Source organism: Salinibacter ruber DSM 13855 (genome assembly GCF_000013045.1).
Lineage (GTDB): Bacteria > Bacteroidota > Rhodothermia > Rhodothermales > Salinibacteraceae > Salinibacter > Salinibacter ruber.
This window is the reverse complement of the sequence record NC_007677.1, coordinates 3118925-3141478: the sequence shown is the minus strand read 5'-3', so window position 1 is coordinate 3141478 and position 22554 is coordinate 3118925. Positions and strand designations below refer to the sequence as shown.

19 protein-coding genes are annotated in these 22554 nt (G+C 67.3%); 9 read left to right on the top strand and 10 right to left on the bottom strand.

Annotated features, from left to right (window positions below; genetic code table 11):
* Positions 1 to 43 precede the first annotated feature (43 nt).
* Positions 44 to 670, top strand: a complete 627-nt coding sequence (locus SRU_RS13250) for a gluconate 2-dehydrogenase subunit 3 family protein (RefSeq protein ID WP_103017578.1) — start codon at positions 44 to 46, stop codon at positions 668 to 670.
* Between the two features lie 138 nt (positions 671 to 808).
* Here SRU_RS13250 and SRU_RS13245 read toward each other — a convergent pair whose 3' ends face one another.
* The 3 genes from SRU_RS13245 to SRU_RS13235 form a co-directional block, all read right to left on the bottom strand.
* A complete protein-coding gene (locus SRU_RS13245) occupies positions 809 to 2161 on the bottom strand; it encodes a hypothetical protein (protein ID WP_183958871.1) in 1353 nt (450 codons plus the stop codon).
* A 129-nt stretch (positions 2162 to 2290) separates the two neighbouring features.
* Positions 2291 to 2836 carry a hypothetical protein gene (locus SRU_RS13240; RefSeq protein WP_146032014.1) on the bottom strand — a complete coding sequence of 182 codons (546 nt, stop codon included), beginning with the start codon at positions 2834 to 2836 and terminating at the stop codon, positions 2291 to 2293.
* A gap of 56 nt (positions 2837 to 2892) precedes the next feature.
* Positions 2893 to 3402 carry an RNA polymerase sigma factor gene (locus tag SRU_RS13235; RefSeq protein ID WP_162713406.1) on the bottom strand — a complete coding sequence of 170 codons (510 nt, stop codon included), beginning with the start codon at positions 3400 to 3402 and terminating at the stop codon, positions 2893 to 2895.
* Positions 3403 to 3636: 234 nt separating this feature from the next.
* Here SRU_RS13235 and SRU_RS13230 point away from each other — a divergent pair, with 234 nt between their 5' ends.
* A complete protein-coding gene (locus SRU_RS13230) occupies positions 3637 to 4899 on the top strand; it encodes a hypothetical protein (RefSeq protein WP_162713405.1) in 1263 nt (420 codons plus the stop codon).
* 53 nt (positions 4900 to 4952) lie between these two features.
* Positions 4953 to 5609, top strand: coding sequence for an ATP-binding cassette domain-containing protein (locus tag SRU_RS13225; protein WP_011405235.1), 657 nt, complete (start codon positions 4953 to 4955; stop codon positions 5607 to 5609).
* 26 nt (positions 5610 to 5635) lie between these two features.
* Here the strand turns inward: SRU_RS13225 and SRU_RS13220 are convergent, their stop codons facing one another.
* The 3 genes from SRU_RS13220 to SRU_RS13210 all read right to left on the bottom strand — a co-directional run bounded on the left by SRU_RS13220 (position 5636) and on the right by SRU_RS13210 (position 8091).
* Positions 5636 to 6919 carry an ectonucleotide pyrophosphatase/phosphodiesterase gene (locus tag SRU_RS13220; RefSeq protein WP_164923663.1) on the bottom strand — a complete coding sequence of 428 codons (1284 nt, stop codon included), beginning with the start codon at positions 6917 to 6919 and terminating at the stop codon, positions 5636 to 5638.
* 91 nt (positions 6920 to 7010) lie between these two features.
* Positions 7011 to 7799, bottom strand: coding sequence for a hypothetical protein (locus tag SRU_RS13215; RefSeq protein ID WP_237701754.1), 789 nt, complete (start codon positions 7797 to 7799; stop codon positions 7011 to 7013).
* Positions 7800 to 7803: 4 nt separating this feature from the next.
* The gene (locus tag SRU_RS13210) at positions 7804 to 8091 is read right to left on the bottom strand and encodes a PLDc N-terminal domain-containing protein (protein ID WP_011405232.1); all 288 of its coding nucleotides are present in this window, start codon (positions 8089 to 8091) and stop codon (positions 7804 to 7806) included.
* A 190-nt stretch (positions 8092 to 8281) separates the two neighbouring features.
* On the opposite strand from SRU_RS13210, the gene dusB reads away from it, so the two are divergent.
* The gene (gene dusB, locus SRU_RS13205; protein ID WP_237701753.1) at positions 8282 to 9421 is read left to right on the top strand and encodes a tRNA dihydrouridine synthase DusB; all 1140 of its coding nucleotides are present in this window, start codon (positions 8282 to 8284) and stop codon (positions 9419 to 9421) included.
* A gap of 149 nt (positions 9422 to 9570) precedes the next feature.
* Here dusB and SRU_RS13200 read toward each other — a convergent pair whose 3' ends face one another.
* Both SRU_RS13200 and SRU_RS13195 read right to left on the bottom strand, forming a co-directional pair.
* Positions 9571 to 10047 carry a nucleoside deaminase gene (locus SRU_RS13200; RefSeq protein ID WP_164923660.1) on the bottom strand — a complete coding sequence of 159 codons (477 nt, stop codon included), beginning with the start codon at positions 10045 to 10047 and terminating at the stop codon, positions 9571 to 9573.
* A 207-nt stretch (positions 10048 to 10254) separates the two neighbouring features.
* Positions 10255 to 10533, bottom strand: coding sequence for a hypothetical protein (locus SRU_RS13195; RefSeq protein ID WP_011405229.1), 279 nt, complete (start codon positions 10531 to 10533; stop codon positions 10255 to 10257).
* 317 nt (positions 10534 to 10850) lie between these two features.
* On the opposite strand from SRU_RS13195, the gene SRU_RS13190 reads away from it, so the two are divergent.
* Together SRU_RS13190 and SRU_RS13185 are read left to right on the top strand one after the other, a co-directional pair.
* Positions 10851 to 12539 carry a hypothetical protein gene (locus SRU_RS13190; protein ID WP_011405228.1) on the top strand — a complete coding sequence of 563 codons (1689 nt, stop codon included), beginning with the start codon at positions 10851 to 10853 and terminating at the stop codon, positions 12537 to 12539.
* 59 nt (positions 12540 to 12598) lie between these two features.
* Positions 12599 to 13954, top strand: coding sequence for an SPFH domain-containing protein (locus SRU_RS13185; RefSeq protein WP_164923659.1), 1356 nt, complete (start codon positions 12599 to 12601; stop codon positions 13952 to 13954).
* Positions 13955 to 14050: 96 nt separating this feature from the next.
* Here the strand turns inward: SRU_RS13185 and SRU_RS13180 are convergent, their stop codons facing one another.
* The gene (locus SRU_RS13180; RefSeq protein ID WP_221231597.1) at positions 14051 to 14884 is read right to left on the bottom strand and encodes an HDOD domain-containing protein; all 834 of its coding nucleotides are present in this window, start codon (positions 14882 to 14884) and stop codon (positions 14051 to 14053) included.
* A 54-nt stretch (positions 14885 to 14938) separates the two neighbouring features.
* Positions 14939 to 16705: an ATP-binding protein gene (locus SRU_RS13175; RefSeq protein WP_164923658.1), complete on the bottom strand. Its 1767-nt coding sequence runs from the start codon at positions 16703 to 16705 to the stop codon at positions 14939 to 14941.
* 633 nt (positions 16706 to 17338) lie between these two features.
* Here SRU_RS13175 and SRU_RS13170 point away from each other — a divergent pair.
* From SRU_RS13170 to SRU_RS13160, 3 genes are all read left to right on the top strand, one after another.
* Entirely contained in the window at positions 17339 to 19606 is a 2268-nt protein-coding gene (locus SRU_RS13170) for a sensor histidine kinase (protein WP_011405224.1), read from the top strand.
* Between the two features lie 394 nt (positions 19607 to 20000).
* A complete protein-coding gene (locus SRU_RS13165) occupies positions 20001 to 20720 on the top strand; it encodes a bacteriorhodopsin (RefSeq protein WP_011405223.1) in 720 nt (239 codons plus the stop codon).
* A 56-nt stretch (positions 20721 to 20776) separates the two neighbouring features.
* Entirely contained in the window at positions 20777 to 22333 is a 1557-nt protein-coding gene (locus SRU_RS13160) for a methyl-accepting chemotaxis protein (RefSeq protein ID WP_011405222.1), read from the top strand.
* Positions 22334 to 22554: the final 221 nt, after the last annotated feature.

Genomic DNA, 22554 nt, shown 5'->3' with positions numbered 1-22554 from the left:
TTCCTGTCCGCACGTCGTTTCCTCACCGCCTCCCCCGACTTCCATGAGCGACCTCAACCGCCGAGACGCCCTCAAGATGCTGGGCCTGATGGCGGCCGCGCCCACCTTTAGCGTGGCCTGCTCCTCCGAAGACGTGCAGCGGGCCCGCGAGCAGCAGGCCGAACAGGCCCCCACCCGGCCGGCGCCGCAAGACTACGACCGTCAGCTCCTTACCGACCACGAGTTCGAGACGGTCCGCGTGCTGACCGACTGGATCATCCCGGCGGACGACCGTTCCGGCAGTGCCACCGACGCGGGCGTGCCGGAATTTATCGACCACATCCTGACCGACGAGGCGCTGCCCGACCGCGAGGAGCAGCAGGCGGCCTTTCGCGGGGGGCTGGCGTGGATCGACTACACGTGCCTCGACCGGCACGGCACCCCGTTCGTCGAGTGCACCGAGGCCCAACAGCAGGGGCTGCTCGACGACATCGCGTGGCCGGAGGCCGCCGCGCCGGAGATGCAGCCGGGCGTCGAGTTCTTCAACAGCCTCCGCGACCTGACCGCCTCGGGGTTTTTCAGTTCAAAGATGGGAATGGAGGACCTGCAGTATCAGGGCAACCAGTTTGTGGCCGAGTGGACCGGCTGTCCCGACGAGGTGCTTCGGCACATCGGGCTGGAGACGGCGTGAGCGTCGGGGGCCAGGGCCCACCGGCGGCCCAGGGGCCGCCCCCGGTTTGCGAAGAGAGCGAGGAAGACAGGGGGCCGCATCGCAGGGGGGCCGCATCGAAGGATTGCGGGCGAAAGATTGCGGGCCCGCCTGTGGGGCTCAGCGAAAGGTCGCCTCGATGGCATTGGTGAAGTGGACCGCCGCGTCGCTGTAGATGTTGACCTGGTAGGGCCGAAATACGTCGTCCGAAATGATCTGGGAGGCGTCGCTCCAACTGTCCACCGTGCGCAGGCGCTTCAACACGCGGCGGTAGGCGTCCCGGTCGCCGTCGAAGAGGGCGTCTACGTACACCTCCCGCTTCGGCGTGTGCGACGGCCCGAACACCTCCCGTTCCAGGGCCGACAGGGCGTCGTCGGGGTCGGAGGCGGTCGACCGCCCGCCCGACGAAGAGGACGAGTCCGCACCCGTAGGGGGAGAGGAAGCGTTCGTCTGCCTGGATCCGTCTGCGGGACGCTGCTGGAACTGGGCCCAGAGGGGCTGGGCGTCATCGTTGGACGCGTCGGTCTCGGTGCGGCGCCGGCTGGCGTCCTGCTCGAACTGCTTCCACATCGGTGTGGCTTCGGGGGCGGCCTCCGACGAGGAGTTCGACCGCGGGGCGGAGGCCTCGTCGGTCGGCTTGTGGAGGTCGGGGTCCAGAGGGGCGTCCGGGGCGTCGCGTTTTCCGGAGGGGACTTCGGGGGAAGAGCTCTGGGCGGGGGCCGCGTTGATCAGTCGACGCAGCGTATCGGGGGCCACGGCGTCGGCGTCTGCGGTCCGGCCGTGGGCGGTCAGGCGTTCGACGAGAGGGGCGGCGTTCTTCTGCTCGAAGAACGTACGCAGGAGCGGGAGGGGCACCTGGGGGCGGTCGGTGGCACAGCGGGCCGTGTCGAAGAGGGGATCGAGCAGGTCGAGCCAGCGGTCCGCGTCGAAGTCCGCCGTCATGCGCTCGTCGACGCGCCGGAGGACACGCTCAAAGGCATCCGGGGTGAAGGCGTCCCGGTCTTGCTTGTCGGCGAAGGCCTGCACGGCGTTTCGAAGGTAGGCGTACGGCCCGAAGAAGCGCATGCGCCACTGCACCTGGGGCACCGGCACCGCCCCGGCGGCGTCCTCGAATACAAAGGCGCGCAGTGTCGGGACGGGACGCACGAGGTAGTTCGTCGTGCGGCGGGCGGCGGTGCGGAGCGTGTCGGTCCACTGGTCACGGGGCACCTGCATGTGCTGCTCCGTCGCGTCGAGAAACGAATGGGTGGCCTGTTCCATCTCCGGGTGGTCGTAGTCCACCCAGTCGGTCCGCGCCCGGCGCAGCTGGCGCGCCTCGCGCCGATGATGGTGCCGCAGGAGGTGGGTCAGGTAGTGACGGAGGGGCTCCGGCATCGCGTCCGTCGCCCAGTCGGCCTTCGTGTAGGCCTGGTCGGCCGGAAACGTGTCGAGCAGGCGCTCCGAAAGGGCGTCGGCGAGCGAACGCGTGGACATGAGGGGCGCAGCGGGCAGTGCGGGAAAATGTGACGTGCCGTGGCGTGTACACGCGTGTCGGAGGAGAGGTTTTCGGGAAGGCCCAGCGGGGCCGTGCTGCCCCGACGGCAAGAGGCCCGGCGTTGTCGGTCAGGGGGTGTTCTCCTCCACCTGTTCGAGTAGGCGGGTCAGTTTCTCGTGGCGCGGCTCGTAGGTGCAACGCCGGCCCCGTTGGTTGAACAGGTAGAGGGCCCCGGTGACGAGAAGCACCAAGACCGCCTGAACGAGGGCACTCCAGGTCCACCCATTACTCCCAACCACGATGAGAAGGGCGCCCAGTGTAATCGGGGCAAGGTACCACCAGAGAACGGTGTCGAGCAACTGAATTTGCTCTTCCACCTTTGCCCGTTCGGTGCGGAGGACCTCCGCTACGGGGCGATCCGAGGGGGCCGCGTACCGGGTGCGGGCCCGACGCAGGCGCCAAAATACGTACGCGCTTCCCGCCATGAGCAGAAGGGCGCCGGAGCGGGTCCACCAGGATGGATCCCGGAGCAGAATCCAGCCGAAGAACAGGAAGACCGCGACGGCGGCGATCGATTCCAGAAGATCGCGTCGCCAGAGTCGTCGGTCGAAGGCCTCGGCCTTCTCTTTGACAAAGTGCAGCAGTTCGTCGTCGGACAGGGAGCGTGCAGACATGGGCGGGGTGTTGGAATCTTGTTTGGAGGTCCAGAGCTCTTTGGCGTCGTCGAGGTTCATGCTGGAGGGGCCTCCAGCCAGGAGGCCAATTTGTTCTTGACTCGGTGTAGTTTTACGCCGACGTGGGACTCGCTGAGGCCGAGCACATCGCCCATTTCCCGATAGCTCTTCTCGTCGAGGTACATCATCACGAGTGCCTTGTCGACGTCGTCGAGACGGTCGATAGCTGCGTACAGCCGGTCAAGCTTCTCGTCCCGATCGAGACGCTTGTCGGGGCGGCTCACGCCGTCCGTCCATACCGGATGGTCGGCGTCGAGCGTTGCTTCGTTCCGCACCGCCCGAGAGCGGTCGTGGCTCAAGGCGGTGTTGAGGGCCACGCGGTAGAGCCAGGTGCCTGGCTGAGCATCCCTCTCGAACGAGGAGAAGGACCGCCAGAGCTCCACGAGAATGTCCTGGTACAAGTCGCGCTGCGCCTCCGTATTGTCCGCGTATACGCGGCAGATTTTGCGAAGACGCACGTCGTTCTCGCGCACCAGCTGTACAAACTCGTCGTCCCGATCAGGCATGACACGGGCCGTAGCGCATCCGCGAAACTTGTTCATTATAATGAGTCTCCCGAGGCGCCCCGATCTTACAACCGGATCCCTGGTTTTGGGGAAACTTCACAAGGGCGAGTGCGGACACGAACGGACGGCAATTCGGGCACATTTGGTCTGATTTTCCCGGGGGCGGATGGACAGGAAGGCCCGCTCGGCAATACGTTGCTTTCACCGCCAATTGTCGAAATCGCCCCGCCCCTCGTGTTGTCTCGTTCCCTGCCGGCCCCGATTCGTCACGTCCGCGGGGGGGCGTCCCGGCTCGCCTACGGACTGCTCCTGGGGGTGCTGAGTGCGGCGGCCCTGCTGCTCGCCGCCGGGGCCGATCCCGGGGCGCGGGCCGCCGGGCTCCGGCTGTGGGCGCTGGCGGGGGCGGGGGTGTTTGCCGTGGCGCCGCCGAACGTGCTGTTCCCGGACCCGAACGTCTCGATGCTACAGCGCCTGAACTGGTCGCCCCCGCGGCTCCTGCGCTACCAGGCGCGCCGCCTGGGGCCGCTCGTGCTGCTGGCGGCGGTGCCGGCCGTTCTGGTGGCGTACGGGGATTCCGGCAGCCCCCTCCAGCACCTCGGCGTGAAGACCGTCGCCCTGGGGCAGGGGCTCCTCCTAATTGGGGGCACCGCGCTGGACAGCTTCGTCCACTTTGCCACCCTTGGGGCCCGGTCGCAGGCCTGGCATGAGGGGCGGGCGGGACAGTGGTACGCCCGGGCCGTGGAGGAGCAGGGCCAGGGGATTAGTCTCCCGCGGGGGCTGGTGCCCGCCCTCTTCGCCACCACGCGGTGCTTCGCGGTGGGGGTCGCCGTCGTGGTGGCCACCGCGGCGGCCGCGGCCAACGGGCTGCACGGGCTGGCGTGGGCACCCGGGGCGCTCCTCGTGGGCTGGGCGGGCGTGCGCCTGTGGCGGTCGCGGGCCGCGTACGACCGACATTTCTACCACACCACGGCCTTCTACGCGGAGGTGCTGGGCGGGGGCACGGTGGCGGCCACCGACCGCGAACCGGTGCCGTACGACGCGCTCTACTGGGTGCCGGCACGGTGGCGCCCGGCCGCCTGGGCCAGCATCCGGCAGCTCGACCGCCGCCTGCCCCTCGGCCGCCTCGTGGCCGTGGCCCACCTGGGCCTCTGGCTCTTCTGCATCCGCGGGGGGGCGCCGGCCTTCATCACCGGGTACCTAACGCTGGTCTTCACCGGCCAGGTCGCCGCCTGTGCGGTGCTGGGAACCCCCTCGGCAGCCCCCCGCCCCTTTCAGCGCGCCCTGCAGTCGGTGGGCGACTGGATCGGGACCCGCACGTTCGTCAACCTGCGCTGGTTCGGGCCGCACATGGGCAGCCTCGCGCTCGTGGTGCTGTTTGGCGACGCCTACGGATGGGCCTGGGTCGGGACCTGGGCGGCCGTCCACGTCGGGCTCTCGGCGGCGGCGGCCACGGCCGTCACCCTCGCGACGGAAGGATCGGTGCGCTCCGCCGCGTAGCCGGCACCGCGGCCCCAACTGCCCACCCCTTTTTCTCCACATCGACTCGCGCTATGGCCGACACGCTTGCCCTCGACGCCCTGTCCAAACGGTACGGCGACGGGCCGCCCGTCCTGTCGAACCTCTCGCGGTCGTTTGAGCCGGGGACGCTCACGCTCCTCGTGGGGCCCAACGGCGCGGGGAAGACCACGCTCCTGCGCCTGCTGGCCGTGCAGGCCTACCCCACGGACGGGGCGGTGCGCTACGGCGAGATCGACGTGCACGACGACCCGTACCGGTACCTCCAGCGGGTGGGCCTCGTCCACGCGGGGCCCGAGCTGCCGGAGCACCTCACGGCGGTGGAGCTGCTGGAGTGGATTCTGCGCAGTCGGGGGCACTGGACGGAGGACGAGGGCCCGGCCCGGATCGCGGCGGTGCTCGACCGCCTCCGGCTCGACGAGCGCCGCGCGAACCTGATCGGCACCTACTCCAGCGGCATGACGCAGAAGGCGCAGGTGGCCGCTGCGTTCGTGGCCGAGCCGGCGGTCGTGCTCATGGACGAGCCCCTCCGCAGCCTCGACACCGCCACCACCGAGGCCACCGTCGACCTCGTAGACGAGTTTGTGGCGGACGGCGGGCTTGCCGTCGTGGCCAGCCACCTCACAGACGCGCTCCGCCCGCTCGCCGACGAGGTGGTGCGCCTCGGCGAGGAATCGCCCGTGTCCGCCTAGGACGTGCCCCCGAGGCGGCCGCCGGGCTACTCCGCCGTCCGGGCGGACGCCGGCAGCAGGAGCGGCCGGGCCGCCTCCAGGCGCCCGTCGTTGGGGGCGGGCTCCACGTCGAGCAGTGCGCTCATCAGCTCGTAGAGGTGGAGCAGGGACAGTTGATCGACTGTCGTGTTGCGCCGAAATCCAGGCCCGCGGGCGGCGAGCAGCGTATGCATGTTCTCGGATCGAGGGTCGTAGCCGTGCGTGCCGCCGCCGGTCCAGTCCGGGTTCTCGTCCATCCACGCCTGCGTCCGGATGCTCCACCGGTCGTCGGCCACGGCGATCACGGATGGAATGCGGCGGTGGCCCTCGAAGTGGAGCGTGTCCGGCAGCGTGCCGCGCCGGTACGCCGACAGGTGAGGGGCTTGGTCGAGCGCCGTCACCACCGAGTCGGCCGGTATGCCGGGCCGGGGCTCCATCATGGCCACCGGGTTGCGGGCGGTGAGCCGCACGTCGTCGGGGTCGATGTAATCGTCGAGCACGATGGTGCGGTCGCGGGACGTGGGGCTCATGCCGTGGTCGCCGGTCACCATCACGTTGACCGCGTCCGCGAGGCCCCGCGCAGCGAGGCCGTCGAGGAGGCGCTGGATGAAGCCGTCGACCTCCCGCAGGGCCGTGGCGACCGAGTCGGAGCGCGGGCCGTGCCTGTGTCCCTTCGTGTCGACGCGGCTGAAGTAGAGCGTGATGAGGTCGGGGCGCGTGTCCGCCGGGCGATCGAGCCACTGCAGGGCCTGGTCGACGCGCGTGGTGCCGGGCACGCTGCCGTCGTACTCAAACCACTCGGTGGGCCGCGTGCCCCGGACAGGCGCCTCGGAGCCGGGCCAGAAGTACGTGGCCGCGGTGCGCCCCTGCTGCTCGGCGGTGACCCAGATCGGCTCGCCGCCCCACCAGTCCGGGTTCATCACGGCCTCCCGGTCGCTGAGGCTGAACGAGGCGTCCATCGCCGGGTCGTACATCGTGTTTGCGATGATGCCATGGCGGGACGGGTAGAGGCCCGTGACCGCGCTGTAGTGGTTGGGAAAGGTCTTGGTGGGAAAGACCGGCGTGAGGTGATCGACGTGGGCCCCATCCTCGGCGATCCGCGACAGGGCCGGCGCCTCGTGCCGGTCGAGGTAGTCCCAGCGGAGGCCGTCGATGGAAATCACGATCAGGGGCGCCGGGGCGTCCTCCGTTGCCGAGGGCGAGGAGGTGGACGGCGCTGTCGACTGGCATCCAGAGCCAAGGGCCGGAAAGAGGAGGAAAAGGGCGATCGTCAGCGAGCGTCGGATCGGCATGTGGGGGCGGGCCGGTGGGAAACAGACAGCGGCATCGCCAAAGTAGGCATCCGTCGGCACGATCGTGTAAACCGCAAAGAAAAGATGCCGGTCACCCTGAGCCGTCGCAGTACGCGGCCGTCGAGTACGTGGCCCGGACGATGCCGGGCTCGCCGGGCCGCAGCACGAACTCACTCGGCCCCACCTCGTCGGTCGCTGGGTGCCAGTCGTAGGTGTAGCCGAGGCCGGTGAAAGGGTATCCGTCCGGGCCGTAGGAGGTCTCCTTCAACCCCTGAAACCAATCCTGGTGGGCGTCGCTGACCGGCACGTGCGTCTGGGGCTTGGGCGGGCGCAGTTCGCACTCACGGTCCGTCACTTCGGGGTCGGGACAGGGGCGCACGAGGTCTCGGGGGCGGACCCAGAGCTCCACGAAGCGGTCGTAGTCCGCGTCGGGCGGCAGGCCGAGGCGCTGCGCGAGGCGGAGCCGGAGGGCATTGTCGGTGCGGTCGGAGGCGCGGCAGAACTGTTTGAGGGCGGGGGCGGCGGTCACCCACACGTCCCGGTCGGCCGTCACCGTGTCGCCCGCCGTGGCGGCGGGGAGGGTGTCGGCCCCGCCCCAGGTCACCACGAGCACCTGCCGCGTCGAGTCGGCCGGGGCGCGCCAGACGAGCGCGTCGTTGTACGGGACGAGGGGCGTGAGGGTGGTCGCAATCTCCGACGGCTCCGCCGTGCGGGCGTCCGCAATGGCGGCCCGGTACTGCGCCGCCGGGTCCGGCTCGGTCACGGCACGGGGCCCGCCGCAGGCCATCATCAGCAGGCCCGCCGCGATTGCGGCGACAGCCCCCCAGCCCCCGGCGGCCCGCCCGGAGGTCCACGCGTGCATCTCCGTGCGGCTCTCCATGGGGCTACTCGCGACCAAAGATAAAGTACAGGATCACCCCGAGCACCGGCGCGAAGACGATCAGGAGCGCCCAGACGACCGTGCTGGTCGTGCTCCGGGTGCCGTCGCCGAGCAGGTCGACCAGTGCCACGAGGTCGAGCACGATGATGACGGTGCCCCAGAAGCCCCAATTGCCGATCGACAGACGCTCGATGAGGTTGGGGCCGCCGCAGCCGGTGAGTAGCACCGCGAGCGGCGCGAGCAGGCCGAGCGAGAGCGGACGGAGGCGGGAAAAGCGGTGTTCGTCGGACATGAAGGCCAGAAGGTCAAGGAAAAAGAGGCCGTGCACCCAACGTACGAATGAGCGACCGGAATGGGTACAGGCTCTCGTTAAACGTGCGAACGTTCAACGTTTCAGCACACTCTCGGAACCACCGTCCGCGCACAATCCGTTTCTGGACACCTTGCAACACACTGCTACAAACCAAGTCGGCCTCGTTTCGATGCGCATCGGCCACCTCGACTTTGACGACCGGCCCCTCTTCCTCGCGCCCATGGAGGACGTGAGCGACCCGCCGTTCCGCATCCTCTGCAAGCGGTACGGGGCCGACATGATGTACACCGAGTTCGTCTCCTCCGCGGGGCTCCTCCGCGAGCAGGAGCACGAGCACCAGAAGCTGGAGATTTTCGACGAGGAGCGCCCCATCGGCATTCAGGTGTGGGGCGGCGGGATCGACGAGGTCCGCAACGCGACGCCCATGGTCGACGCCGCCGGGCCGGACGTGATCGACATCAACTTCGGCTGTCCCGTCCGCAAAATCGTGCAGAAGGACGGCGGGGCCGGGGTGCTGCGCAACCTCGACAAGATGCGCAACATCACGGCGGCGGTGATGGAGGAGGCCACCCGCCCGGTCACGGTCAAGACGCGCCTGGGCTGGGACGACGACTCGATTCACATCGTGGACGTGGCCCGCATGCTGGAGGACATGGGCGTCGCGGCGCTCACGGTACACGCCCGCACCCGGGAGCAAAAGTACAAGGGCGACGCCCGGTGGGAGTGGCTCCGCACGATCAAGGAGGAGGGCACCCGCGACATGCCGTTTATCGGGAACGGGGATGCGCTGGACCCGGAGGCCATCGAGGCGATGTTCGAGGAGACGGGCGTCGACGGCGTGATGCTCGGGCGCGGGGCGCTCGGCAACCCGTGGATTTTTGAGCGCGCGAAGACCTACATGGAGACCGGCGAGCTGCCCCCGCCCCCCGACTGGGAGGAGCGCGTACAGGTGGTGGCCGAGCACCTGTCGCTCAAGTGCGAGTGGCTGGGCGAGCGGACCGGCGTGATGGAGATGCGCAAGAACTACAGCAGCTACTTCAAGGGCTTCCGCAACGCGTCGACGCTGCGGCACGAGCTGATGCAGCCGGAGACGAAGGCGGGCGTGCTCGAAGTGATGCTCAACTTCAAGCCCGACGCGCCCGACATCCAGGTGCCCGCCGCCAAGCTGCCGGAGGAGACCGCCGACCCGGACGCGGTGGACACGAAGAAGCCCGACGTGCCGGACGACCTGCCGTCGCCGGGCGGCGACGGGGCAGACCCGGAGGTGGGGACGAAGAAGGCGGAGCTGCCGGCGTCGATGGCATCGTAGCTGATGAACGGACTGGGCGCAGTGGGGACTGACCGAGAATGTTCGGCATGAGCTTGCCCCCTAGGCGCATCTGACCGGTGTCCAAACCGCGGTGGTGACGCGCGTCCGCCACGATGAGACCTGAGCGGAGAGCCATGCGCCCGTGGAAGTCATGAAATGTCGAACACCGCCGCGGCTTCGTCCTCCAGCACCGGCCCGACGACCTCCACCTCGTGGTTGCCCCGGGCGAGCACGTCCTCGCAGGACAGGGCCAACTGGCGCCCGGCGTCGCCCTTCATGTCGTAGAGGCGCTCGGCGCGCAGCCCAAACACGACGCGCCCGATGCGGGCCCAGAAGATGGCCCCAGCGCACATCGCGCACGGCTCCGTGCTCGCGTAGAGGGTGGCCTTCGCGAGCCGCTCCGGGTCATACTCCTGAGAGGCGGCGCGGACGAGATTGGTCTCGGCGTGCCCCGTGCAGTCCCCCGTGCGGCCCTCCGTATTGCCGGCGCGGTCTAGGACCGTCCCGCCCGGGCCCACCAGCACGGCGCCAAAAGGCGGATTGCCGGCGTCCTGGGCCGAGCCAGCTTCGTCGATGGCGGCCCGGACGAACCGCTCGTGGTCGAGGGCGTCAACGGAGTCGGGCATGTAGCAGTGGAGCGGTGCGAAAGAGAAAGCGGCGAGGTTCGGAGGGCCCTTCGAACGCGCCAGGGCCCGGTCTCGGCGGCGTGCGCTCCGTCCCGGGTGCTCCCGTGTTCGAACGTTCGGGGACCACGCAGACGAAACGGCACGTGTTCGGGCGTCTCGGCGTCTCCAGGGCGAGGGGGCCGTGACCACGTGCGCCCTGCGTCTCCCCTACGATGCCGGATTGCCCTCCGGCCGTCCGGCCTGAAAATCAGAGGAGGGTTTCCGCCACGCCATGTACGACCGGTACCCGCCCACGGCCGCCAACGCAAGCAGAAGGCCCGCGGAGAACAGGTCGGCCGGGGCGCCCCCCGACGTGGCCCCCTCTAGAAGGCCGAGCCCCACGAGTATCGGCGTGAGGAGCAGGGTCGCATGATCTCGCGGCCGGAGGACAGCGAGGCGTGTTCGAAACGAAACGTTCGGGGGCGTGTCTTCGGAAGTCGTGTCCATCGGCGTCCGGAACTGTCGGAGAGGAGGGCGACAGGGGAACCAGCATCATCGCTACTGCACATAAGCCTGCCCCGAACAGACCGTTCCTGCCCCCAGATGAGGCCGTAGGGGCCAAGTGGTGGCGGGAAGACGGAAGGCGGAACGGTACTCCGGTCGGCGATGCGGGGCCTGTAACAACTCCGCCCGTTTCGTCGTGAAGGGGCACGCGGGAAACAGCAAAAATCCGACGATTCCACTCTCCGGCCCACGGACGGGCCGCGTCGGCCCGCGACCCGGCATTCAGAGAACGCTCTTCTACACCCACCGACCCTTCCCCCATGGATTCTGTGATTGGAGTCACCGAGAAGCGGGGCAGTTACCAGGACGCGCTCCGGCGGATCGGGCAACAGGACCCGGACGGACAGACCATCGGCATCGTCTACGTTGAGAGTGGGGTGTTCAGCTTCTTCCCGACGTTCTTCCGGGCCCTCGGCCTTGTGTTCGTCCTCTCGGTGTACTTTCTGCACCAGCCCCTCGGCGTTTTGCCGGAGGGCGTGCACTGGACGGTCGATGCGCTCCACGGGTGGGAAGTGGTGTCGCTCGGGACGTGGCTGACCGCGGTCGTGCTCTATCTGCTATACTTCGGGTTCTCGCTGGTGAAAAACAACCTCTACACCGGCCAGCCGGGGGCCGAGATCCACTTCATGAAGCACGAGAAGATCGTCAAGACGCTCCGGCCCGGCGAGTGGAGCTTTGTGCTGGATCCGCGGGTGCAGCCCTACGCGGTGGTCTCCTCGAAGCTGATCGTGCTGGAGATGCCGGAGATTGACGGCAACACCAGCGAGAACATCACCCAGAAGTACCGGGGGGCCATCCGCATGCGGGTCACCGACACGTACCGCCTCCTCGAGCGGGGCGGCTTCGAGAAATTCCTCCGCCAGCTCCGGGAGGTCTACGAGAGCATCATCAAGGACGCGGTGCTCAAGATCAGTGCGCGGGAGTTCAACCAGTTCATGGTCGAGTCGGTGGCGGTGCCGGAGATCGAGGGGGAGAGCGTCACGGAGCGCCTCGACAACCTCGAGTCGAGCGACCTCTCGGTTGAGTACCTCACGGGCGCCTCCCAGATCGAGGAGATTGACATCTCTCAGTTCGACCTCGAGGAGTCCGACGACCCGGACCGGCGCCAGATCCTGGATCGGTTGCAGCGGCTCGGCTCGGACTACGGCATCGACATCATCGACCACATCCCGGTCGGCAACCTCACGAGCGGGGACTACCTGCGTACGCTGGCCCTGCCGCTCGTGTCGTCGATCACGCGGCTGCGCCAGGCCACCGAGACGCTGCGCGAAATTACCGAGGAGGAGATCGACGAGGAAATCCAGGCGAAGGTGGCCGAGCTCAAGCTGGCGGTGCGGGAGACCGATCAGGTCCTCCGCGAGATCAAGTCGATGCGGCAGACGCTCAACGACGAGGAGAACAAGGAAGCCATCATGCAGGCCCGCGAGGCCACGATCGAGAACGCGGCGCAGGAGGAGATCGCCCCGGCCATCTCGCTCATCGAGTCCCTGCAGGCGCAGATTCGGGCCAAAGAGATGAGCACGATCGGGGCCATCGAGCGGTTCAACTCGGAGTGGGAGCAGATTCTGGACGAGCTCGAAACCAAGCTGCCGGAGTACGTCCCGCAGGTCGAGTCCGTCGTCGTAAATGGGGTGAATGAGGACATCATCCCTGGGGAGGACGTGGTCCAGCGCGTGCTGGAAGACACCGGAACGCTCCGGCAGCTCGAACGCCTCGTCGAGGAGGCCGGCGACTCCTACACCGAGGCAGAGATTGAGGAAATCATCCAGGAGATTGAGGGGAAGGCCGAAGACGTGAACGTCAGCGAGATCATGGATCGCCTCCAGACGGCCCTCGACCAGATCTCGTCCGAGTCGGAAATCTCGACCGAGCGGTTTTCACTGGACAACGTCGAGTCGCGGCTCGAAGAAATTTCCGAGGACGTCGAAGCGTCGCTGCAGGAGGGCTAGCGCGCCCCGCGGGCCGTCCGCAGTTCACTTCCGTTGGCATCAAAGACGCCCAACCAACCATGGAACGCGTACAGGACGCCGCCGGCGACATCGCAAACGAGGTCGGCGACAAGGCCTCGGATGAGCTTCAGGCCTCCATCGAGGAGGGACGGAAGAAGGTGCAGGGGGAGATTGAGGACAAGCTCGGGGCGATGGTCGGGATGGTAACCGACTCGGCCCGAGAGACGCTCAAAGAACAGTTTCGGGGGATCGACGAGGAGGAGGTGCTCAGGTTTGTCCCCGACCGGCGCCGATTTGCGGGCATCGGGCCCCTGCTCATGGGGCTCTTTCTGCTGGTCCTTCTGCCCTCGGTTCTCAACGTGGTCGCGTACCTGTTTTTCCTCGGCGGCGCCCTCGCGTTCGGGGCCCGGTACGTGCTCAACGCCAAGGTGGACGTGCCGGAGGGCTACGAGGGGGTGCTCTGCCGCTTTGGGGAGCCCTACGAGAACAAAGAGACCCGCAACGGGCGCAACTGGCTGTTTCGATTTTCCGACTACATCCCGTACCTCGTCTCGAAGCGGGACCAGGTGGTGGACATGCACAACGCGAACTTTACCGCCGACTACGCGAGCATCGGCATCTCCAGCCAGATCGTCTTCCAGGTGGTCGACGCGAAGAAGTTCATCGCGAACACCACCCCGGCGGGCATCATGAAGAGCCTCAACCTCTACGCCTCCTACATCGCGCTGCGCATCATCACGTCCGTGGAGGACGCCCGGGTGAAGTTCAGCGGGCGCGACTCGCTCGACAACATCGTGGCGGCGCTCAACGACCACCTCTCCGACGACTTCGGCATCGAGGTGACGAACGTGAGCATGCCGTCGGCCGACAATCAGATCCTGGAGGACCTCGAAGAGATCCGCACGCTCCTCAAGGAGATCGACGCCATGAAGGAGAAGCGGCAGGTGCGGCTCGAGTCGGCCGTCAAGGCCGTCGAGTCCGAGCTCCGCACGAAGCGGAAACAGGCCCGTCGCCTGACCCCGGAGCTGCAGCAGGCCAAGATCTCGCTGGACACCGACATCACCGAGCTGGTCAACGAGAAGCGCCAGGAGGTGCTCATCGAGGCGCGGCGGAAGCTGGAGGAGGGGGCGTCGGAGCTGGACCGGGACCTGGCCAACTTCCGAGCGCGGCTCAAGAAGGCCATCTCGCTACAGAATTCCCTCGAGGCGCTCAAGCGCAACTTCGAGCTCCGGACGTCGAAGCTGAAGCGCCGGGCCTTCAACCTCATCGGCCCGGATCAGGTGACGGTACTGGGGGTGTCCGGCATCGGCACCGGCGTGGGACTCGGCATGAGCAAGGACGTCGTCAAGAACATTCTGAGCGACGGGTCCGGCCCGCTCGTCGATGAGGACCCACTGACGCGGGCCGCAGGATGACATGGGCCGCGGGATGACGCGGCGGCCGACACGCGGGGGCCTGAAGCAGCCGTCCCGAGCCCCTCCGCGCCGGGCTGCCGTGGAGGGCGGGACGCCTCAAAAGGTGCCCAGGTTCGCGGCGTAGTCGGTCGCGTCGTCGGCGGCGACGGCCACGAGCTCCTCCGGCAGGGAGGCGTCGGCGGTGGGCAGGCCCTTCGGGAGCGCGAGCGGCGCGTTGCTCAGGTCACGCTGGGCCAGGGCGCTCCCCGCCCGAACGGCCACTGCCAGCGTCCACCGTCGGCCCGTCGAAGGCCCGGACAGGTCGATGGCGCGGTGTAGGACCGAGCAGATGCGGTCGGAGAGGTTCCAGTGTTCGCCGGCGCGGCGGGCGAGGGTGCGATGGCCCTCCCCGAAGAGGCGCCGTTCATCCCCCACCTCGGGAAGAGCGTCGTCCTGTCCATCGGCCAGCGGGGCATACTGGGCCGGGGCGGAGTACAGAAGCACGAGGCGGCCCATCACGTGGAGGAGCCCCACCGAGAAGGCTGGGCGCGCCCATTCGTCCGCCAGGTCGAGCTGGCGAGTCAGCTGTTGGGTGAACCGGCCGGTGAAAATGGCGGCGTGCATGATGCGGTCGAGAAGGCCCGTGTGGTTCGTGAGTTGGTCCCGCATCTCGTTGGCGCCTTCAAGCACAACGATCGACGTCACCTCGACGAAGCCGAGAAGGCGTACCGCCTGCTCGACGCTTTCAACTTCGTGTCGCAGGCCGTAGTAGGCAGAGTTTGCCCGGCGGAGGACATTGAGGGACGTCGACGGACACTGCTTGACGACCGCGATCAGCTTCTCGGGATCGGTCTGTCCGGACGCGATCAACTCCTCTACCGCCTCGATCGCAGAGGGGAGCGTGGGAAACTTGGCCTCCAATGCTTCGGTCTCCACGGCGCGTGTGCTCATGGTCGGCAGGAACGAAAAGGGGATGGGGAAGCGTGGGGGCAGTCGTATTCGGCGTCAGTTCGTCACGGTCGTCTGGGGGTCCCGATGCGCATCGGCGACCTCCTCGGAAGGCTCAACGGGGCCGTCCCCGCAGTCGTGAGTGCTGTGGTCCGCCATCGGGAATCGGATGAGGAACCGGCTGCCTGCCCCCGGCTCGGTCTCCACCTCAATCGCCCCGCCCATTTGCTCGGTCGCCTCCTTCGTGACCGCGAGGCCAACGCCGGCGCCTTCGTACTCGCGTGCCATGCCGGTGGAGGCCTGTCGGAACGGCTCGAAGAGCTGATCGACCGTCTCCGGCTCCATCCCGGCTCCGTCGTCTTCGACCTCCAGCACAGCCCTCCCCGGCTCCGGACGGGTCCGCACCCACACGGTGCCCCCATCCGCCGTGTACTTGATCGCGTTGTCCAGGAGGTTCTGCAGCGCGACCTGGACCCCGTTCTCGTTGGCACGCGCAGAGACGCTGGTCGCCTCCAGCCGCACGTCGATCTCTTTGTCCTGGGCGTTGGCCCCGCATTCCTGGACGGCCCGGCGGGCCTGCTCGGCGAGGTCGACCGTCTCGATGCCGAGCTCCATCTGGCCCGCCTCCAATTGGGAGAGGTCCAGTATGTCCTCGAAGGTGTCGAGCAGGCGCTTCCCGCTCTGCTCAATCAGGTCGGCGTAGCCGGTCAGTGGGGTGTGCTCGGGCAGGTCCATCTCACTGGCGGTCGTGCCGATCGCCTCGGCAAACCCGATGATCGCGGTCAAGGGGGTGCGGATTTCGTGGTTCATGTTCGCCAGCAGGGCGGACTTGAGGCGGTCGGCCTCTTCGATCTCCTCTTCGGCCCGCCGGAGGGCCTGCTTCCGACGTTCCTGCTCGGTCACGTCTTCGAGGTGAAAGACGGCCTCGCGAATCGTCCCGTCGGCCCCCCGCACCGGCGCGCCGCTGGCCGAAAGCACGCGCCGGGTGCCGTCCGGCCGCTCGACCGAGCACTTTAGGTTGCGCACGACGCGCCTCACCTGCAGAACCTGCGACAGGGGGCGGGTGCCGGGGGGCGTTGTCTCCTCGTCTCCGGCAGACCCGCCTGTGGTGGCCCCGTCCGAGTCGCCGGACGCCGCTTCCACATCGGGGCCGAGAATCTCTTCGGCCCGGCCATTTGCACCGGTGGGCGCCCCGCTCGCGTCGACCCGAACGACCGCGTGGGGACTCGTCTCCACGAGACGGTCCAGGAGGTCGCGCTGCTCGCGAAGGGTTCGCCCCTGGGTCCGAAGGCGGGCACACACCGACCGAACCCACCGGAGGGTGGCCCCTTCGACGAGGGCCACGACGCCCATGGCCCCGATCAGCGCCCAGGGACTCGTCTGGAGCACAGGGGCCCACAGCAGTGCCCCCCCAACCGCCAAAAGGCCCGCCAGAAGAAACGTCAAGACGGGTCTCATCGACGCGCTTCCCAGTGCCACCACGCCCCCGAAGACGGCGTAGACCAGAAGGACGCCCACCGCGTATCCCCCGGCGAACTCGTTGAGCGCGGCGAGGACCGCGGTCCATCCCATGATGGCGTAGAGCAGCCCCCACGTGATCGCCACGTGGCGGCGACGGACCGTGTCGGAGATGTACGAGGCGCCGATCAGGGCCACGAGCAGTCCCGCTACGCCGAAGTGAAGCCAGCTCATCGAGACTGGGGCGTCGGCACCGGCCCCGTACAGGGGGACGTACAGGGATACCAGGACGGCCCCCAGCAGACACAGTAGGCGGGCGACCCGAACGTGGCCGTGTTCGTCGACAGGAAGCGTCTCGCCGTCCATGCAAAGCAGAGAGAAAAGTCGGAGGTCAGGTGCGTCGTGCGGCACCAGATGATGCGGTCGCTCGTGCCGGCCGTGCGGTAGCCGAGGAGATGGGCCCCGTACGGCCACGCCCAGGGGGGCTTCTCGTCCGTTGGATTATAATCATCGGCCCGACCGGCGAGGCATTAAAGGCGTAGATTTTAAAAATACACTATGTCCCACATCCGCCGGGGTGAGCTGTGCCGCGCGGACATCTCACGACCGTGCCCCAGCACCGATCGTCGAGGAAGGGCCACGACGGGAGGGAGAAAACGGCCACCGCGCAATGCTGGGCGGGCGCGGTTCAATACAGAAAAAACGATGCCGGGCCCGAACGGGCACTGGAGGCCCGCTGGAGTGGGGGGGCGCGGCCCGGTGTCGTAGCGCCTACGCTGTAAAATTACCGGGGGCTGGTAGCTGTGAAAGGCCCGTTCGTCGCGCCGGCCGGCCGATACGAGGACCACCGAAGGAGGAAATTTGACGGGGGCTGTGACGACCCATGTCGAGTTTGACGAGTCCGATACGGATCAAGAGATGGAGTATACACGGTCCCTTTCTTGCTCCATTAGAGTGGATGCTGTGCTGTAGCGAGCTTTTTTGCACAACGACCCGCCCATGATCGGAAGCCTGATTGAGGCATCCACGCCCCTGACCTACACCGGTTATCTTCTTGCTTTCGTCGCCGCGACCGCTGCCTGTCTGGGGGCCGCCTGGCGGGCCCGGTCGGTTCCGTCGCCGGAGACCCGGCAGGCCCTGACGTGGTTCTTTTCCGGAAGTGCCGTCTGGGCCGGGGCCTACGTGGGCTTTCTGCTCGTCGGATCGGCCCTCGAGAAGCACCTCTTCTACCAGCTGAGCCTGATCGTGGGCTTCGGCACCGTCTTCGCCTGGCTCTGGTTTTGCTCTGCCTACAGCGGGCGGGGCCTCCACCGCAACCGAAGGGTCCAACAGTTTGCGATCGCCGTGTACGTGATCGTGACCGCCCTGAAGGTGACCAACCCGCTGCACGGCCTCTACTACGGGCTGGAGCCGGCGGGGGGCGCCTTCGGCCTGGTCGTGACCCACGAGACGCTCTACTGGGTCGTAATGGCCGTGGCCTACGCCCTGTCGGCAGCCGGCTACCTGATGATCTTTGAGTTTCTTCTCGAGGCGGAGGCGAAGGTGCTCCCGCTAGGGGTGCTGACGGGGCTCACGGCCCTGCCGGCGGTCTTCAACGTGATCGGGCACGTCCAGCCGGCGCTCTTGGACATCACCCACGAGCCGCTGGGGGTGGCGGTGTTTGCGGTGGGGCTGCTGTTCGCCTACGAGACGCAGTTCAGCGTCGTGCAGCTGACCGGGAGCGTCGAGGAGCCGAACCTGACGATCGGGCGGGAGGGGCGGATTCGGGGGCTCGGCGGGGGGATTAAGGAGATCATTCCCCCGCTGAGCGAGGAGGACCTGGGGCGGCCGCTGACGGAGGCATTGCCCGGACTCGGGGAGACGATTCGCCGTGGGGAGCCGGCGTGGCGGGCTGGGTTCGAGAAGGGGGAGGCGCAGGAGTGCCAGGAGGAACGGGCGATGACTACCCCCAAGCAGTCCGACGCCAGCGTGCACCCAGCGGAGCACTGCCGGTACTTTCGGGTGATCCAGACAAGCCTGGGACAGGGCATGGACACCCAGACGGTCGTCCTGTCGGACATCACCGAACAGAAGCGTCGGGAGCGGGAGCTGCGGGAGAGCGAACGGCGCTTCCAGGCGATGCTGAACGACCCGAACATCCTCGCCGGCGTGCTCTCGCCGGACGGGACGTTCCAGAAGGTCAACGACACGGCCCTCGGGTACATCGAGGCGACCCGGGCGGACGTTCTCGGCCGGCCGTTCTGGGAAACCCCCTGGTGGGAAACGGAAAACAGGTCGGCGGTCCGAGAGAAGGTCGAGCGCGTGGCGGAGGGGGAATACGTGCGGTTCGAGGCCGAGCACGTGACCCCGGACGGGGAGGCCCGGACCGTGACCGGCATCATGCGTCCGGTGACCGGCGAGGAGGGGGAGGTCGTCTCGATTTTTGTCACGGCCCGGGACATCACCGAACGGAAGCGGAAGGCGCGGCGGCTCAAACAGGCGAAGGAGCAGGCCGAGCTCTCAAAGCTGGAGGCCGAAGAGGCCAGCCGCATGAAGTCCGCCATGCTCGCGAACATGAGTCACGAGATTCGCACGCCGCTGACCGGAATCATTGGGTTCGCCGAGGCGATCGGGGACGAGATCGACGGGGACGGCGGCGTCGCTCATTTCGCGGACCTGATTGAAGACAGTGGCCGGCGGCTGCTGGACACCCTGGATGCGGTGCTCAACCTCTCAAAGCTGGAGGCCGGACAGATGACCTTGGAGTCCCGCCCCATCGATTTGGCGGGTCAGGCTCGGCAGGTCGCCCGGGAGTTTGCGGCGGAGGCGGACGACAGCGGCCTTGCGCTTGAGGTCGAGGCCGAAGAGGCTGGCGCCTGGGCCGATGAGGGGGGGCTCCAGATCGTACTCCAGAACCTCCTGTCCAACGCGATTAAGTACACGGAGGAAGGGACGGTGCAGGTGCGGACGTACCGAGAAGACGGGGAGGCGGTGCTGCAAATCGAGGACACCGGCATTGGGATGGACCCGGCGGTGGCCGAGTCGCTCTTCGAGCCGTTCCGGCAGGGGTCCGAGGGGCTGTCTCGCGAGTACGAGGGCACTGGCATCGGGCTGGCGGTGACGAAGAAGGCGACCGAGCAGATGGGGGGATCCATCGACGTGGAGACGGAAAAGGGGCAGGGCAGCACGTTCACCGCCCGGCTTCCGGCGGCGGACCGGAAGGCCAAGCGTTCAGCAACGGACCCGAACGAGAAGAAAACGGGCCGGTCCGACCGAGTCGGTGGATGAGTGGGGCGTTCCGAAGACCCGCCCGTGGTGTCCTTCGGAATCATCCCACTGATCGTCGTCCCGTGCGGGGCCCGCCCGGCATGTCTGCCCGGAAAACCGAATTCAGCACCGGCTCGGTGCGCAGAGTACCCCGCTTTTTTGTGATCAATACAAAGAAATAAATAGAGCACATCTGGCTTAAAAGTCAGACATCAGGACCGATAAAATAGAAAGGAAGGATGCAAGGATTTATCGCGGAGGCCAGCGACAGTCCCACGGAAGAGAAGAGCGGTCTGCGGGCCTCTCCTCAACCCTGCTGGAGGAATGCCTTGCTGAAAAACGCTCTCCGGAGAGAAGCTTCTCTCTCGGAAGGGAGCCCCAAACGTTCTGTCTGGATTCAGAGATACACACCCCCATGGACCCGATTACGATCGTCTACATCATCGGAACCCTTGGAATGCTCGTTGGGATTCCCCCTGCACTGTCGCTGGTCGGCGACGAGGTGGGACTCGACTTCGACTACGTCTGGGCCATTCCCGGAATTGCCGCGTTCATGTACCTGCTCATGACGTTCGACGTCGGGTCGGTGCAGTTTCAGGGGTATCATGTGCCCATCCCCCGGTATATTGATTGGGCCCTCACCACGCCCCTTCTCGTGGGGTACACCGCGTACATCGCCGGGGCCAGCCGGGGCATGATCGCGGGCACCGCCCTGGCCGACTTCATGATGATCGTGTTCGGCCTGGGGGCCGTCGTGTTTTCGTCCACGGCCCAGTGGGTGTTCTTCGGGCTGTCCTCGGCCTGCCACCTGACCCTCCTCGCGCTCCTCTACGGGCCGGTGCGCAACTCGGCGTTCGGAGAGCCGCCCTCCCACCGGCGGCTCGCGCGGCTCCTGCTGAACTACGTCGGGCTGCTCTGGCTCGCCTACCCGCTGGTGTGGCTCTTCGGGCCGGGCCTGCAGTGGGTCGACGCGGCGGGAATCGCGGTGATCATCAGCTACCTGGACGTGACCGCGAAGGTGCCGTTTGTCTACTTCATCTACCGGGCGCGCAAGAACTTTGTCAAGGTGACCGGCGGAGAGCCCGAGACCGCTTCTGGGCAGGGGGGGGCAGCGACAGTCACGTCTGCCGCCTAAGCGCCGCCCCTGCTTCTTTTCTCCTCACTGTTTGGCTCCCAACACCCTACTTTCCCATGAAACGCTTTCTGACGAAGTACGTCTTCTGGTATTTGCTGACTGGCGTCATGATCGTGACAACGGTCTTAGTCACAGAGAGCCCCCTCGCCAGCGGGCTGGCGACGTTCGTCGGGTTCCTCACGATCGGGTCCATCACGGGAACGATCACCATTACGGCCCTCACGGACCTGCGCTACGTCACCTCGAAGCTCGCGGAGGGCAACCTCGACAAGTCCATCCGCACCGGCCGCGGCGACGAGTTCGGCGACGTGTACCGGGCCGTCGACGACCTTCGCCAGTCCCTCCTCACCCGTATTGAGGAGGTTGAGGAGCGAAAGGCCGAGGCCGAGGAGACGAAGCGCGAGGCGGAGTCCCTCGCCAACAAGCGGGAGAAAGAGAAGGAGGCCCTCTCCGAAGAAGTGGACCGGATGGTCGGGGCCATGGACCGCTTCGTCAGGGGAGACCTGACGGTCCAAGTTGACGCCGAGACGGAGGGCCGGGACCTTGCGTCCAAGATGGATGCCTCGCAGGCCGAAGAAATCGGGCGTCTGCAGGGCAAGTTCAACCAGTCCGTCCAGAACATTCAGCAGGTCTTTCACCGCTTGTCTGAAGCGGTCGAGAAGACCGACGCGGTCGCCAACCAGCTCGCAAGCTCGGCCGATCAGCTGAACGCCGGGGTGCAGAAGCAGGCCCAGCAGGCCGACGAGGTTGCCGCCGCCATGGAGCAGATGGCCCGCACGATCGACGACAACGCGGAGAACGCGACCGAGACGGCCAAGGCCGCCCGGAAGAATGGGGAGCTGGCCGAGGAGAATGGAGACGTGGTGCTGAAGGCCGTCGACAAGATGCGGGAGATCGGGGACGTCGTGAAGCGTTCCGCCCGGACCGTTAGTGGACTGAAGGAATCGAGCGAGGAGATTGGCAAGATCGTGGCGACGATCGACGAGATTGCCGATCAGACGAACCTTCTCGCCCTAAACGCGGCCATCGAGGCGGCCCGCGCGGGGGGCGACGGCTCCGGAAAGACGGGACAGGGATTTGCCGTCGTGGCCGAGGAGGTCCGCGAGCTGGCCGAGCGGACGTCGAAGGCCACCGACGAGATCGAGCAGATGGTCTCCTCCGTTCAGGAGGACACCAGCGAGGCGGTCGGCGCCATCGAGCAGGGACAAAGCGAGGTGGAGGCCGGAATTGAATTGGCCGGGCAGGCGGCCGATGCCTTCGAAGAGATTGTGGACAGCACCGGGGGCATTACCGACCGGGTCGACAGCATCGCCACCGCGACCGAAGAGCAGGCGGCGACCGGGGACCAGATTTCCGAAAGCGTGCAGTCGATTTCCGAGGTGTCCGACGAGTCAGCGCAGGGCATCGAAGAGGTCGTGCAGGCGGCCACGGAGCTGGAGGAGCTGACGGGCAGCCTCCGCGGGCTGGTCGACGAGTTCCACGTTGGCAGTCGGGACGCCAACGGCCGTGCGGACGGCCCGAAAGCGCCCGCCAACGGCACGGAAGGGGGGTTCGAGAGCACGACCGGGGACGGCGCGGCCGGCCGACGGGAGGCGCCGGAGCTCGGGGCATAGGACGCAGAAGGACGCCGCTCGCGTCTGTCCGTCCGGATCCGTTGTCGCCCCGAGGACGCCCGAGACAAGGCGGTGCCGCCTCTCGACGGAAGAGAGCGGGGGGCGGCACCGGTGGTCGGAGCAGAACTGCGGTGCCGGCCTGTGGTGCACCTGGACGCCCGCGGTCCGTTCGGGTGCACATTCGGGGAGAGACGCCGGAAGCCGCGTGGGATGTCGTACAT